Origin of the sequence: Gordonia otitidis NBRC 100426 (assembly GCF_000248075.1) — a bacterium.
GTDB classification, from domain to species: Bacteria; Actinomycetota; Actinomycetes; order Mycobacteriales; family Mycobacteriaceae; genus Gordonia; species Gordonia otitidis.
This window is the reverse complement of record NZ_BAFB01000256.1, coordinates 45,950-59,536: the sequence shown is the minus strand read 5'-3', so window position 1 is coordinate 59,536 and position 13,587 is coordinate 45,950. Positions and strand designations below refer to the sequence as shown.

The window sequence follows — 13,587 nt, the reverse complement described above, 5'->3', positions numbered from 1 at the left end:
AGCGGGCCGGTTGGCGGCGAGTGCGCGGCTGATCACCAGGCGCTGAATCTGGTTGGTGCCCTCGAAGATCTGGGTGATCTTGGCCTCGCGCATGAACCGCTCGACGCGGAAGTCACGGGTGTAGCCGTAGCCGCCGAAGACCTGGACGGCGTCGGTGGTCACCTTCATGGCCGCGTCCGTGGCGACGAGCTTGGCCGTTGCGGCGGCACGTGAATACTGCTGCCCCGCATCCCGACGACGCGCGGCGTCGAGGTAGGTGGCCCGGGCCGAATCGACGGCCGCGGCCATGTCGGCGAGCAGGAAGCCGAGCCCCTGGTGGTCGATGATCTTGCGGCCGAATGTCGTTCGCTCCTGCGCGTAGTCGACGGCCGCGTCGAGTGCCGCCTGCGCGAGACCCGTCGCCACCGCGGCGATGCCCAGACGCCCCGAATCGAGTGCGGAGAAGGCGATCTGGAGCCCCTGCCCCTCGGCGCCGAGTCGACGCCCCTCGTCGACGAACGCGTCGTCGTAGGTCGCCGACGTGGTGGGCACGGCGGCGAGCCCCATCTTCTCCTCGGGCTTGCCGAAGTCGAGCCCCGCGGTGTCGCGCGGGACGAGGAAGCAGGAGATGCCCTTGGACCCCTCACCGGTGCGCGCGAAGAGGTTGTAGACGTCGGCGATGCCACCGTGGGTGATCCACGCCTTGGACCCGGTCACGGTGTAGCCGCCGTCGGTCGACGACGCCTTGCAGTTCAGTGCCGCGGCGTCGGATCCGGCCTGTGGCTCGGACAGACTGTAGGCACCGATCAGCCTGCCCTCCAACAGATCCGGCAGCCACTGCTGCTTCTGCTCGTCGGTCCCGAAGGTGAACAGCGGGTGGCACGCGAGTCCGTGAACACTCGTCGCGACCGCGACCGCCGCCCAGCGCGCACCGAGTTCCTCGAGGACCTGCAGGTACACCTCGTACGGCTGACCGCCGCCGCCCCACTCCTCCGGATACGGCAGCCCGAGCAGACCCGCCTCACCCATCTCGGCGAACAGGCCGTCGGGATACCGTTCGGCCTTCTCGTACTCGTCGACGATCGGCAGGAACCGTTTGTCGGCGAAATCCCTGGTCAGCGCGATGAGGTCGTGAGCCTCGTCAGTGGGCAGGAGTCGATCGACGGGCATGGGTCCTCCGAGGTCGGCGTGATCTGATCTGAGTAACAGTACTCAGGTACTGTTCCTAGTACTATTTTCTCTCGAACGCAATGCTGTCTCGAACCCGATGCAGGAGGTGCCCGATGACACGAGCCGAGCTCGCCACGCGGCGTCGCACGGAGTTGTTCGACGCTCTGCTCGCGCTCATGCTCGCCGAGGGCTTCGCCCACCTGCAGATCGCCGATCTCGCCGCGCGCCTGCGATGCTCGCGCTCCACGCTGTACACGCTCGCGGGCAGCAAGGAACAGCTCGTCACCAAGACGGTCACCCATTTCTTCCGGACGGCGACCGAGCAGGTCGAGGCACGGGTTGCCGACGCGCCGACGGGACGCGAGTCCGTCGTCGAGTATCTGATCGCCGTCGGCGACGCACTCTCCCCCGCATCCGCACAGTTCATGGCAGACCTGCACGCCTTCGCGCCGACACGCGAGCTGTACGAGCAGAACACCGCAGCTGCCTCCGGGCGCGTCCGCGAACTGATCGCCACGGGTGTGGCGGGGGGCGAGTTCCGCCACGTGGACGCCGCGTTCGCCGGAGACCTGGCCGCGAGCATGATGAGCCGCATCCAACGTCGCGAAGTCGCCGGTGCCACCGGCCTCGACGACGCACAGGCCTACCGACAGCTGGCGTCGATCCTCACCCGCGGGATCGACGCCGACCGGGTCGCGCCCGACGTTGCAGGTGGGTGACGCCGCGCTCGTCGATCCACCAGTCGACCGAGAACTCCGCTGAGTGCTGATCGTCGCCGTCGCGGGTCACGGCGATGCGCAGGTCGTCGTGCACACGGACTTCCCCCGCTGCGATCGTGCGGCCAGTCGCCGCGGTGAAGAGCACCGCCTCGGTACCCGCCTCCGTCGACGCCACCCCCGCGTCTACGACTTCCGTCGCGAGTACCTCTGACGAGGTCGGGAGATCGAGGATGTCGGCGAGCAGCGCGGCGTCGGCGGCCAGATCCGTGGTATCCGAAGGCAACACGACCATCGCATCGACGTCGACGACCTGCACGTGCCACGGCCTGTCGATCACCACCGCGTCGTCGACCGCGCGTCCCGACACGGCGCGAACACGTTCGGGCACAGCGAGATCCATCGGTTCGACGATGCCGCGTCGACACGCGCGCACGACCGCGGCGTACGTGGTCGTCGCGACGCCGGCGGAGATGCTGCGGGCAGGGTCGGCGAGGTTGTGCAGCAGGATGTCGGCATCGGCGGCCGATTCCGGTTCGCCGCCGCCGAGTGCAGCGCTGAGCGAGTCGGCATGCGGATGGTCGAGGACGTCACGCACCCCGGCCAAGGCGGTGTCCGACGGCGCGCGGTACCACCCGAGCCGGTGCCCGCCGACCTGCGCGTGATGGCGCAGCCACCACGCCGTGTAGCCGTCGCGGTCGGCCAGCACCGGTGTCAGCGACTCGTCCTGCGCGAGCAAGCTGAGCGCCTCGGACCAACGCTCGTCATCGACGAGATCGAGATCGCGCACAGCCGTGAGCTTTTCCGGTAGGTCGTCGAGCCCGTCCCACCACATCTCCTCGTCCGGGAGATCGTGGTCGGGTCCGGTCGGGAACTCATCGGAGACGGTCGTGAACCCCCAGCCGACGCCGAGCCTGCGCAGCAGATCGACGCCGACCCGCGCCACCGGTGCCTCGTCGACGATACCGAAGGGATGGTCGTCGACGAGTACCTCCAGCAGCGGGGCGTCGGGCAGCAGCAGTTCGTCGGCAGCGCGCCACTCGCCGTCGGCGGTCAACGGCAGCCGGGACAGCCAGTCGGGAACCGCCGCATCGGGATCGGCCTCGAGGAGCGCTGCGACCTCGTCGAGGAGCTCCGCCGACGGTTCGTCGGCCGCGTCGTCGACGAGCGCACGCAGCGCATCGTCTCTGAGCGCATCGGATACCGAGAGTCGCTGTGTACCAAGTCGTTCGAGGAGCGGATGGTCGGCGTCCGGATCGACGCTGCGAATCCAGCTCAACGCGCGCGGCACCGCGACGACGAACAGGCCACGGGCACCGATGTTCATGCGTCCGTCGGCGCGCGGGACCGGTAGTGCCGAGAGCTCCTCGACCTCACGCGAGGTCGGCACCAGCGGCATGAGTGCCCCGTAGAGTCGACGCCACCAGGCAGCGGGGCGGTCGACGCCGACGAGTCGATCGGCCAGCGCCGCAAGGCCGATCGACGTCACCCCGACCTGTTCGAGGGTGGCGAGCGATGTCGGCGTCGAAAGGTCGGGATGCACGAGATCGGCGAAGAGGTCGCCGAGAACGTCCGCGAGTTCGTCCGTCAGTCCCGGCAGCAGAACTGCCCGCGATGGCACGAGGGCGGATCCGTCCGCGCTCGGAAGCCATGGCGCGTCGCGGAGTTCGTCGAGAATGGCCTCGGTGAGTCGGGCGTCGTCGAGACTCGCCATCCGATGGGAGGTGGGCACCAGCGCAAGCCGATCCCGCGGGTCGACCGCGCGCATGAGATCGGCGTATCCGGCTGCCGCGGAGGCGATGTCGACGTCTGGGCTCAGGTGACGACGATCCGGGGTCGACGGCAGCGAGGTGATGATCCGTGCCGGAATACCGAGTTCGATGTCGGTGGCCGTCGGCGCGTACAACACGCCCCGTCCGCCCGCGGAAGCCGTCCCCTCGGCCGGCTGGTGTGCGAGCCAACGGTTCACGACATCGCCGTCAGTGTGCGTTACCTCGATCGCGGACGCGTGGACGCGGTACTCACCGTCGGCACCGACGAGTACACGAAGCCGTCGAACGCTACTCCCCGGACCTACGTCGCTGCTCTCGACTTCCTCGCGCTCGATGCGAAATTCCCTGTCCGGCATACTGATCGAGTCGAGGGATTCCAGCGACAGCAACAGGTCGGCCGCCTGCTCCGCAATGTCGGCGAGCAACGCCGCGGCATCGACCTCCGGGGCCAACGCCATGACGACATCAGTGTCGAAGCCGTCGGGAGGCGCAGTGTCGACGGGCCAGGCCAGCCGCAGCAGCGGCACCGACGAGTCGTCCCGATGCGACACCCCCGCATCGCGCACCGCCGCGAGGGTGTCGGCACGATCAAACCGGATGGAGCCCGTCGTCGAACGGATCTCGACGCTGTCGGCGACGGTGGCGGTCGCCGTGAAGCCGACTCCGTACCGGCCGATCACGCCCGAGCCCGCGCTGTCGCCTGACTTCGCCGACGCCCGCAGCGCCATCAGCGATCGCACCCCGTTCGCACTCAATGGCGCGCCGGTGTTCGCTACGTGCAGGTCGCCTCCGTCGACCCAGACGGCGACGCGTGCGCGCGAACCCGCCGCCGCGGCAGCGTCTGCGGCATTGACCACGAGTTCGGTGAAGAGTCGATCGCGATAACCGACGGTGACGAGGTCGGCCTCGGCATTGCTGTCCTCGATCAGCCGCGTTGGCGACGAGCGCCAGGCGTCGAGAGCCGCTGCCCGCAGCCGTCCCGTCCCGAACGGGTCGTTGCCGCTCCCGTCAGTCGTCAGGGCCGACCGTCCTCAGGAGGTCGCGACGATGTCGAGTACTCCGTCGTCGAATGCCTCGTATGCGGGCGAACCCTCTCCGCGGTGCGGTTCGACGTCGGAGTGCGCGCCGCAACCATACTCGGCGGAGACCACCCGGCCGTCTGCGGAGAGCTCGTTGGCGCACACGCCGAACGCAGCTCGGAGCGCACCGGAGAGCGGGATGTAGAAGCCACAGGTCGCGCACGAGAACGGAGCAGCCTGCGCCATCTCTGAGCCCGGCCCGAAGTCGCCGTCGTACCAGCGCTGCGCGGCGTCGTCGCGGCCCTCGCGGCTCAGCACCCGGCGTCGGCCGAGCCCGAGTTCACCAGCGACCTGCGCGATGTCGGCGGCCTCGTCGTCGGAATCGGTGTGGAACTCGTCGCCGGTGTCGATCTGGTTGGGCACCAGGCGCGGATCGTCGTCGTCGGCGGCCAGAACGTCGCCGGGATTGAGATCGCCGGACTCGACACGCTGCGACCACGGCACCCAGTCGGGAGCGAGCAGTGCGCCGTCGGCGGGCAACAGCGCGGTCTCACTGATCGTGACGTCGTCGACGTCGGGCGATCCGGCTACCACGACGCACCACTGCCACCCCTGGTACCCGGGGATGTCGGAATCGAAGTAGTGGGCGACAGCCCACTCGCCCTCGGCGATGGCGGCGCGGTGGTCGCCCGGATGCTCTCCGTCGGCCTCGAGCGCTGCACGAGCCGACTCGACGGCGTCGAGCAAGAGCTGGTTTCCGGTCACTGCGATCACGTTTCCAGTGTGCAATATCGTCGCCACGCTCGGCCAACCGCCCACCTCGAGACGCTGCGGCGCCCCGCACGACAGACGGTTACGCCACTTGGTCACACCGATGAGGAACAATTGGTCAGGTGATCCGATGGAGGCGGGCCGACGGGGGCCGATCGAACGACGACTCCCCGACGCAGCAGGTACCCGGCAGCGAAACCGCTGCCGCAGACGAATTCAGCCGCAGACGACCTGCGGCCCATCCGGGCAGCGCCAACTATCCGGCGGGTGACTCCCGGGCGCGCGGCCGCGCGCACACCTCGGTCGGGGACGCCTACCTCCCGCCCCGGACGCACAACCCCCACCTTCCACCTCTCGACGAGACCACAGCGGGCTCGACGCGCGCGATGCCCGACGACTCCGCAACCGAGAAGGCACGCCGCGATCGTGGCCCGAAGAAGATCACGGTCATGCGCGTGGCTGCGATGCGGGGTCGGGAACTGACCGGGCGCGGCGTCGACAAGATCCACCAGGCCGCGACCGCCGACGGCGCCGACAAGTCGGGGCTGACCGCGCTGACGCTGCCGGTGATCGCCAACTTCGCCGTCGACGCCGCGATGGCCGTTGCGCTGGCCAACACGCTGTTCTTCGCCGCGGCGACCGGCGAGTCGAAGACCAACGTCGCGCTGTACCTGGCGCTGACGATCGCACCCTTCGCGTTGATCGCCCCCGTCATCGGCCCCATGCTGGACCGTCTGCAACACGGTCGACGTATCGCGATGGCCGCGACTTTCGGGCTGCGCACCGTGCTCGCACTGCTGATCATCAGCAACGTCGCGTGGAATCCCGCCACCCAACAGCTGCAATACGACCCGTGGGTGCTCTATCCGTGCGCTCTCGGGCTGCTGGTGCTCTCCAAGTCGTTCGGCGTGCTGAAGTCTGCGGTGACACCACGCGTCGTCCCGCCGAGTATCGATCTTCCGCGGGTGAATTCGCGGTTGACGACCTTCGGGCTGATCGGAGGGACCATCATCGGCGGCGCAGTAGCGGCTCTGTTCGAGTTGGTGCTGGCCAAGGCGCTGCCGATCCACATCCCGGGCGCGATGGTGTGGTTGGCGATCATCTCGGCTTTCGGCGCCTACCTCTGTCTGCGCATCCCGTCCTGGGTGGAGGTCACCGAGGGCGAGGTGCCCACCACCCTGACCTATCATCAGCCGCACCGACCCTCCCCTGGATCGGGTGCGGGACGCACATCGCGAGCCAGACGCGGCGCACGAGAGATCGCCAAGACCATGCGACAGCCACTGGGCCGGACGGTGGTCGCAGGTCTGTGGGGCAACGGCACGATCCGCATCCTCACCGGTTTCATGACGCTCTACATCGCGTTCTATGCCAAGGCCCAGGGCTCCCACAGCGGGTGGATGCAACTCGCACTGCTCGGTGCGGTCGGTGCCGCCGCGGGTGTCGGCAACGCGATCGGCAACGGCGTCGGGACCCGACTGGAACTGAAGAACCCGCCGAAGGTGATCGTGTGGGCCACCACGGCCTGCTTCGTCGTAGCCGTTCTCGCCGCGATCTTCGGCAACGTGCTGCTCGCCGTCGTCGCCGGATTCGTCGCGTCGGGCACCAGCGCTATCGGCAAGGTGTGCCTCGATTCGTCGATCCAGGACGACCTGCCCGAACGGTCACGGGCGTCGGCCTTCGGTCGCTCGGAAACGGTGCTCCAGCTCTGCTGGGTGCTCGGCGCCGCGCTCGGCGTGCTCTTGCCGCCCACGCTGTGGATAGGCTTCACCGTCGTCGCCGTCCTGCTCGGTCTCGGCTTGGCGCAGACGGTCATGACCACGCGCGGTTCGACGCTGGTGCCGGGGCTCGGCGGCCACCGGCCCGAACAGGCGGCGCCCACCGTTTCATTCGCCGCCGCGGACACCGATCGCTTCACCCATCCGACCGAGCGCGCCTTCCACGCCTCCGGCGCATCACGCGGCGGGAACGCGCAACACGCAGGTGAACGGTACGAATCCGCGCATCGTGGACCCAGCGAGGCACCAACGCGTCCGCAACCGAGCCGACCGCCACATGGACCTGTCCACCCGACGGCTCACCACACAGGTCATCATTGAACCGTGCAATTCAACAGTGGTGAGAAGAAGGTTGTCGCGATCATCGCGATCGTCGCGGTGGTGTTCGTGGCCGTCGTCGGCGGCACGGTCAGTGCACTGGTCGTGGGTCACCATCACGACGAACGCGGCTATCTCCACGTCGCGATCGACGATGATCTGATCACCGTGCGACCCACGGAGTGGTGTGACGTGCTGATGCAGCACTGCACCGCCGACCAGGATCAGGCGCTGCGCGGCCAGCACGTGCCACTGCCCGTCGGCCAGAGCGCGCTGGTGTCGGTGTCGGAGGAGATATCCGAACACCCGTGGCTGCTGTACGCGCTCTACGCCGACCGCAGCGGCAAGCTCATCGATCCCGACCCCGAGCCCATGTACAAGGCAAGCGGCTCGACCTACACGGTCGCGTTGCATTCGACGCCCGACCGTGTACTCGTCAACATCGAGGTTCAACCGCTGTCGGCCGTCGTCGTCGGAGGTCAGTTCCAGGTCGCGCGTGGAGTGCTCGCGCTGAACACCACTCCCGACGGCTTCAGGGTGCGCCAGTCCACCACGCAGAACGCCCAGCCCCAGCAGCCCGACGAGCCGTCGGCAACCGGCTAGCTGTCGAGTTCGCGGGCGACGGCCCGGACGACCTCCGAGATCCGCTGCGCTGTCTTGCGATCCGGGTAGCGGCCCTTGCGCAGGTCGGGTTGCACCTTGCCCTCGAGCAGCGTGATCAGATCGGCGACCATGCCGTGCAGTTCGTCGGGGCTGTGCCGCTTGGCCTGCTGTTCCTTGCGCGCGGCCTCGCGGGCGTTCTTCGAGACGCTCGGCGCGGGCTCGAGCACGGTGACCGTCAGGGCCTGCGGTCCACGTCGTCCGGCAGCCATACCGAATTCGACGCGCTGGCCCGGCTTGAGTGCCTCGACGCCGTCGGGCAGCGCAGATGAGCGGACGTAGACGTCCTCCCCATCTTCTTGAGCAAGGAAGCCGAAGCCCTTCTCCGCGTCGTACCACTTCACCTTGCCGGTAGGCACTGTGCTCACCTTCATCTTCGCTCGGTCTCGCTGCAGCAGTCTTCTGGCACAGCGGTCTTGTCACAACAACAGTCTTGTCACAACAAAAGACGCCCAACCCACGACAATCACAATGAGCAAGGCGCCTGGTTCGACCCAGTCTAGCCAATCGTCTGCTGCCCAGTCATCTCACATAACGGTCACCTCACACAACGGTCATCTCGCCTCACGTGCGGTGTGCTCTACCGTTGAGGTATGCAGAAGAAATCGTCCACGGGTCTTCTTGTGCTCGCGGGTGTGGTGTTCGGTGTCGGACTCCTGGCGCTGATCACGCTGTTCGTGATGCCGGTCGTCGACGATGGAGGCACAGCGCCCACGTGGGTCTATCTCCTCGCGATGTGTACGCCCATCGGCTTCCTGCTCGGCATCGTCTACGCGCTGCGCTCCGGGCGGCGCGTGCAATGACCGACCCGGCATCGGGCAGCTCGGACCGCCACGCACAGCTGTCGCCGGCGTCGGAGCCCGGCGCGCTCAAGCGCGCTTACAGTTGCTTTCCGACCGGCGTGGTGGCGGTCTGCTGCAGCGACACGGATTCGGAGCCGCTCGGCATGGCTGCGTCGGCCTTCACCACCGTCTCGCTCGATCCCCCACTGGTGTCGGTGTGTATCCAGAACACCTCGACCACCTGGCCGCGCCTGCGCGACGCGCGCGCACTGGGCGTCAGCGTGTTCGCACATACTCAATCGGCGTTGTGCAGGCAGCTCGCGGGCCCTGCAGAGCACCGGTTCGACGACGTCACCCCTCAGATCGCCGACGACGGCGCGCTGTTCCTTCCCGACTCCGCCGCCCGCCTCTCGTGCCACATCCACAGCGAGGTCGCCGCGGGCGACCACACCGTCGTCCTGTTGCAGATCGACGCGCTCGACTGCGACCCCGACGTCGAGCCGCTGGTCTTTCACGCCAGCACATTCCGTGCCCTCGAGGCGCGTCCGGGCCTCCATCCGCTACCAGGTGCGTCGTGAGTATCACCGACCTCGGGCTGCCCACCACACCGAAGCCCTCACGAGACGTCGACGCCCCCTCGTCGGGAACGCTGGTCGACACATTCGGTCGCGTGGCCACCGATCTGCGGGTCTCGGTAACCGATCGCTGCAATCTGCGGTGTACGTATTGCATGCCAACCGAAGGCCTCGACTGGCTGCCCTCCGACGATCTGCTGACCACTGACGAATTCGTGCGCGTGCTCACCGTCGCCGTACGCGATCTGGGTATCCGCCGCATCCGGTTCACCGGCGGGGAGCCGCTCCTGCGACGAGATCTCGAGGATCTGATCAGAGCGGCGTCGAACCTGCCGGAACGGCCGGAGTTGGCGCTCACCACCAACGGTCTCGGACTACGGCATCGAGCCCGTGCCCTGGCCGACGCGGGGCTGGATCGCATCAACGTCTCACTCGACACCCTCGACCGCACGCGCTTCGCGCAGATCACCCGCCGCGACAGGCTCGCCGACGTCCTCGACGGCCTCGCGGCGGCCCGCGACGCCGGATTGAGTCCGGTCAAGGTCAACGCGGTGGTCCCGCACCGCGACGACCTGGAACGCCTTCCGGACCTGCTGCGGTACTGCCTCGACGAGGGCTATCAGCTGCGCATCATCGAACAGATGCCGCTCGACGCCGATCATCGCTGGGCTCGGAACGAGATGGTCACCGCCGACGAGATCCTGGCGACCCTGCGGTGCACATTCGATCTCGCCCCCGATCCTCGACCGCGCGGCGGCGCACCGGCAGCGACATGGCTCGTGCGCGGCTACTCCGATCCGATGGGGCTGCCCGCGCGGGTCGGGGTGATCGCATCGGTGACCCGTCCGTTCTGCGGCGACTGCGACCGCACGAGGCTCACCGCGGATGGTGCGCTCCGAAACTGTCTGTTCGCCGACGCCGAGACGTCTCTCATGCCCGCGTTGCGGAGTGGGCTCGCGTCGACGGACGCCGACGAGGAGATCGCTCGTCGCTGGCGCGGCGACATGTGGCGCAAAGAGGCCGGGCACGCGGTCAACACCACGGACTTCCGGCAGCCCGATCGCCCTATGTCGGCCATCGGCGGGTGAGCCGTCGATGACGCTGACCGTCCGATTTTTCGCGGCTGCACGCGCAGCCGCGGGCACCGAGCTGACCGAGATCGTCGTGCCCGACGACGCCACGCTCGGCGACCTCGAACGTGTCCTGAGCATCGGGCAACCCGACCTCGCACGCGTGCTCGCCCGCTGCTCATACCTGCGCGATGCCGTCGCCCTGTGCGACCGCAGCCGCACTCTCGGCAACTGCACGACGATCGACGTTCTCCCCCCGTTTGCGGGCGGATGACACGCTCCACGCTTGTGACCTTAGTCACATAACAGCCCGATAACGGGATGGACACGAACCGACCATCGTCGGGTTGAGCAGCGATGACGGGAAAATCGGGCCCAAAGTCCCACTCGCACCACGAGAATTCGGTTGCGGACGGGGATGATTCGGCGGCAAAGACGTCGTACTGTACGAACAGTCTCCTCCAGGGAGATCACAGGACAGCCAACAGAACACAACATTCGACCGGGCGCGCCAAGCCTCGTTCCCCCGATCGAATGACGAACAACAAACTCAGGAACGAGGACGGGGGACCCACCTTCTCCCAGGAGATAACGGACATCAGCAGATGTCCTTGGGGTTAAGTCCACCGGCCGCCACGGCGACCACGGACCGAGCAACCTCTCGTTCGAACCCGACAGCTGACTTCGTAGGCGCGTGGAGAGAGGATAGACAACTCATGGCCGGACGTCATCGCAAGTCGACGACCAACACGACCACCAGGACCTTCGCGAAGGTCGCCCTCACCGGTGCAGTACTCGGCGGCGGAGCCGCCCTTCTCGGAACCGGTTCGGCTCACGCAGCCTCCGACTCCGAGTGGGACCAGGTCGCTCAGTGCGAGTCGGGCGGCAACTGGGCCATCAACACCGGCAACGGCTACCAGGGCGGACTGCAGTTCAGCCCGAGTACCTGGGCGGCCAACGGCGGCACCGCTTACGCACCGAGCGCCGATCAGGCCTCCAAGGAGCAGCAGATCGCCGTCGCAGAGCGCGTTCTGGCGACGCAGGGCAAGGGCGCTTGGCCGGTGTGTGGCACCGGACTGTCGGGCTCGACCCCGCGGACCGCTCCCACCGACTCGCCCAAGCCGCTGCAGGCCCCCAAGCCTGAGCTGAAGCCCGAGGCGCAGCCGCAGACCCCGCTGGAGAAGACTCCCGAGGCCAAGAGCACCGACGACGTCAAGAGCCAGGTCGACACCGCCCTCGATGACGCCAAGGTCAGCCCCGAGGTCAAGAGCCTCTGGAAGGCCGCCAAGGACAGCGGATACCAGCTCACGCCGGATCAGCTGAAGCTCTACAACCAGAACAAGGGCCTGATTCCGCTCCCCTGAGCGATCTCGCCCGCGTCCCGGCAGTGATGACTGCCGGACCCCGAGACGAAGGGCCCCGCACGTAGCCATGAGGCCGTGCGGGGTCCTTTTCCATTTGTCAGGCCGATCCGACCCATTCGTCTGAACCGTCGGCGAATATCTGGTGCTTCCACACCGGCAGCTGCGCTTTCACCTCGTCGACGAGCCGCGCGCACAGTTCGAATGCCGGCGCCCGATGGTCAGCCGCGACGGCGACGACGAATGCCACGTCGCCGACGTCGAGATCGCCCACACGATGGGACACGGCAACGGCACGCACTCCTGTCACCGTCATCGACACCTCGTCGACCACCTCCGCGAGCACCGCGGGCGCGCTCGGGTGCGACGAGTACGACAGCTTCGTGACCGACGACGCATGCGTGCCGTCGTGGTTGCGGACCGCGCCCGCGAAGCCGACGATCGCGCCTGCGGTCCCCGCAGCGGCGTCGGCGACGAGTTGTTCGTGGGACGGAAGGTCGATCGGGTCGGTGGCGAGTGCGGCGCGGACGACCAGCACGGTCATCCGTCGCTCCGCTGGTGGTCGCCGCCGCTGATCTGATCGAGCGCGTGGGCGAGAACGCCGTCTAGCACGCCGAGTCCGTCGCGCACGCCGCCGGTCGACCCGGGCAGATTGATCACCAACGTGCCGGCGGCGACACCGGCAGTGCCGCGGGAGAGAACGGCGGTGGGCACGTCGGGCAGGCCCGCACCGCGGATCGCATCCGCGAGTCCGGGAATCTCGACGTCGAGCAGTGCACGTGTCTGTTCCGGGGTGCGATCGGTGGGCGACAGGCCCGTCCCGCCCGTCGTGATCACCAGCGAGTCGGACGCGTAGATCCCGGCGCGGATCGCCTCACCGACGGGATCACCGTCAGCTACCACGTCGACTTCATCGACGACGAATCCGCGCGTGGTGAGCCACTCGGCGATGATCGGACCGCTCTTGTCGATGTAGAGACCACGACTCGCCCGCGTCGAGGCCACCACCACACGCGCGACCGGTTTCGGTTGTGTCAAGGTGTCGACTCCCTCATCTCCGCACGCCCGCGGTCACCACGGGGTCAGTGCGACTCGTCGCGACTCCAGGTTCCCGAGCGACCGCCGGACTTCTCGAGCAGTCTGATCTCACCCGTACTCGCCCGCCGATCGACGGCCTTTGTCATGTCGTGCAATGTGAGCCCGGCGATCGCGACAGCGGTCAGCGCCTCCATCTCGACGCCGGTCTTGCCAGCGGTCTCGACGGTGGCCACGATGTCGATGTGGTCGTCGGAGATGTTGAAGTCCACGTCGACCGACGAAAGCGCCAATTGATGGCACAGTGGGATGAGCGCGTCGGTCCGCTTGGCCGCCATGATCCCGGCGATCCGGGCGGTCGCCAGCACGTCTCCCTTGGGAAGCGCTGCGTCACGCAGGAGATCGATGACCTCGGCGGTCGTGTGGAACGTGCCTGCGGCAACGGCACGCCGTCGCGTTGCGGCCTTGTCACCGACGTCGACCATGCGTGCTGCACCCGAGGAGTCGACGTGCGACAGGCGAGAAGGACGAGAGGGCTCGTCTTGCCTACGCTCGTGCCGGGGAGGCATCAGGTCTCCGAG

Annotated in this window: 15 protein-coding genes and 1 riboswitch; of the genes, 8 read left to right on the top strand and 7 right to left on the bottom strand. The window is 67.8% G+C overall.

What is annotated here, in order from left to right; all coding sequences use genetic code 11:
- Positions 1–1,149, bottom strand: a 1,149-nt coding sequence (locus GOOTI_RS24235) for an acyl-CoA dehydrogenase family protein (RefSeq protein ID WP_007241242.1), incomplete at its 3' end; no start/stop codon positions are given.
- A gap of 113 nt (positions 1,150–1,262) precedes the next feature.
- Between GOOTI_RS24235 and GOOTI_RS24230 the strand changes: the two genes are divergently transcribed.
- Positions 1,263–1,868: a TetR/AcrR family transcriptional regulator gene (locus GOOTI_RS24230; RefSeq protein ID WP_007241241.1), complete on the top strand. Its 606-nt coding sequence runs from the start codon at positions 1,263–1,265 to the stop codon at positions 1,866–1,868.
- Here GOOTI_RS24230 and GOOTI_RS24225 read toward each other — a convergent pair.
- Entirely contained in the window at positions 1,816–4,656 is a 2,841-nt protein-coding gene (locus tag GOOTI_RS24225) for a sacsin N-terminal ATP-binding-like domain-containing protein (RefSeq protein ID WP_039994656.1), read from the bottom strand. The genes GOOTI_RS24230 and GOOTI_RS24225 overlap by 53 nt on opposite strands.
- A gap of 12 nt (positions 4,657–4,668) precedes the next feature.
- Positions 4,669–5,430, bottom strand: coding sequence for a DUF3027 domain-containing protein (locus tag GOOTI_RS24220; protein WP_039994663.1), 762 nt, complete (start codon positions 5,428–5,430; stop codon positions 4,669–4,671).
- Between the two features lie 119 nt (positions 5,431–5,549).
- Here GOOTI_RS24220 and GOOTI_RS24215 point away from each other — a divergent pair, with 119 nt between their 5' ends.
- Positions 5,550–7,526 carry an MFS transporter gene (locus GOOTI_RS24215; RefSeq protein WP_007241238.1) on the top strand — a complete coding sequence of 659 codons (1,977 nt, stop codon included), beginning with the start codon at positions 5,550–5,552 and terminating at the stop codon, positions 7,524–7,526.
- Positions 7,527–7,529: 3 nt separating this feature from the next.
- Positions 7,530–8,126: a DUF2771 family protein gene (locus GOOTI_RS24210; RefSeq protein WP_007241237.1), complete on the top strand. Its 597-nt coding sequence runs from the start codon at positions 7,530–7,532 to the stop codon at positions 8,124–8,126.
- On the opposite strand, the gene GOOTI_RS27125 is transcribed toward GOOTI_RS24210, so the two are convergent.
- Positions 8,123–8,542: a cold-shock protein gene (locus GOOTI_RS27125; RefSeq protein ID WP_039994662.1), complete on the bottom strand. Its 420-nt coding sequence runs from the start codon at positions 8,540–8,542 to the stop codon at positions 8,123–8,125. The genes GOOTI_RS24210 and GOOTI_RS27125 overlap by 4 nt on opposite strands.
- Before the next feature lie 234 nt (positions 8,543–8,776).
- On the opposite strand from GOOTI_RS27125, the gene GOOTI_RS24200 reads away from it, so the two are divergent.
- The 5 genes from GOOTI_RS24200 (at position 8,777) to GOOTI_RS24180 (ending at position 11,974) form a co-directional block, all read left to right on the top strand.
- Positions 8,777–8,986 (top strand): hypothetical protein, encoded by a 210-nt coding sequence (locus tag GOOTI_RS24200; protein WP_007241235.1) that lies wholly within the window; start codon positions 8,777–8,779, stop codon positions 8,984–8,986.
- A complete protein-coding gene (locus GOOTI_RS24195; protein WP_007241234.1) occupies positions 8,983–9,543 on the top strand; it encodes a flavin reductase family protein in 561 nt (186 codons plus the stop codon). Before GOOTI_RS24200 ends, GOOTI_RS24195 begins: the two co-directional genes overlap by 4 nt.
- Positions 9,540–10,628 carry a GTP 3',8-cyclase MoaA gene (gene moaA / locus GOOTI_RS24190; RefSeq protein ID WP_007241233.1) on the top strand — a complete coding sequence of 363 codons (1,089 nt, stop codon included), beginning with the start codon at positions 9,540–9,542 and terminating at the stop codon, positions 10,626–10,628. Before GOOTI_RS24195 ends, moaA begins: the two co-directional genes overlap by 4 nt.
- Positions 10,629–10,635: 7 nt before the next feature.
- On the top strand, positions 10,636–10,884 hold the full coding sequence (locus GOOTI_RS24185; protein ID WP_007241232.1) for a MoaD/ThiS family protein: 249 nt from the start codon (positions 10,636–10,638) through the stop codon (positions 10,882–10,884).
- A 258-nt stretch (positions 10,885–11,142) separates the two neighbouring features.
- A riboswitch (cyclic di-AMP (ydaO/yuaA leader) is annotated at positions 11,143–11,319 on the top strand.
- A gap of 7 nt (positions 11,320–11,326) precedes the next feature.
- Positions 11,327–11,974, top strand: a complete 648-nt coding sequence (locus GOOTI_RS24180; RefSeq protein ID WP_007241231.1) for a transglycosylase family protein — start codon at positions 11,327–11,329, stop codon at positions 11,972–11,974.
- 97 nt (positions 11,975–12,071) lie between these two features.
- On the opposite strand, the gene GOOTI_RS24175 is transcribed toward GOOTI_RS24180, so the two are convergent.
- From GOOTI_RS24175 to moaC, 3 genes are read right to left on the bottom strand one after another with little or no spacing between them, the layout of a single operon-like run.
- Complete coding sequence (locus GOOTI_RS24175; RefSeq protein ID WP_007241230.1) at positions 12,072–12,515, bottom strand: molybdenum cofactor biosynthesis protein MoaE; 444 nt, start codon at positions 12,513–12,515, stop codon at positions 12,072–12,074.
- Positions 12,512–13,009, bottom strand: a complete 498-nt coding sequence (locus GOOTI_RS24170) for a MogA/MoaB family molybdenum cofactor biosynthesis protein (protein ID WP_007241229.1) — start codon at positions 13,007–13,009, stop codon at positions 12,512–12,514. Before GOOTI_RS24170 ends, GOOTI_RS24175 begins: the two co-directional genes overlap by 4 nt.
- 44 nt (positions 13,010–13,053) lie before the next feature.
- Positions 13,054–13,575 carry a cyclic pyranopterin monophosphate synthase MoaC gene (gene moaC / locus GOOTI_RS24165; RefSeq protein ID WP_007241228.1) on the bottom strand — a complete coding sequence of 174 codons (522 nt, stop codon included), beginning with the start codon at positions 13,573–13,575 and terminating at the stop codon, positions 13,054–13,056.
- Positions 13,576–13,587 lie beyond the last annotated feature (12 nt).

Coding starts and splice junctions, on each gene's coding strand:
- GOOTI_RS24230 (WP_007241241.1), top strand. CDS start 1,263: ATGACACGAGCCGAGCTCGCCACGCGGCGTCGCACGGAGTTGTTCGAC.
- GOOTI_RS24200 (WP_007241235.1), top strand. CDS start 8,777: ATGCAGAAGAAATCGTCCACGGGTCTTCTTGTGCTCGCGGGTGTGGTG.
- GOOTI_RS24195 (WP_007241234.1), top strand. CDS start 8,983: ATGACCGACCCGGCATCGGGCAGCTCGGACCGCCACGCACAGCTGTCG.
- GOOTI_RS24185 (WP_007241232.1), top strand. CDS start 10,636: ATGACGCTGACCGTCCGATTTTTCGCGGCTGCACGCGCAGCCGCGGGC.
- GOOTI_RS24180 (WP_007241231.1), top strand. CDS start 11,327: ATGGCCGGACGTCATCGCAAGTCGACGACCAACACGACCACCAGGACC.
- GOOTI_RS24175 (WP_007241230.1), bottom strand. CDS start 12,515: ATGACCGTGCTGGTCGTCCGCGCCGCACTCGCCACCGACCCGATCGAC.
- moaC (WP_007241228.1), bottom strand. CDS start 13,575: ATGCCTCCCCGGCACGAGCGTAGGCAAGACGAGCCCTCTCGTCCTTCT.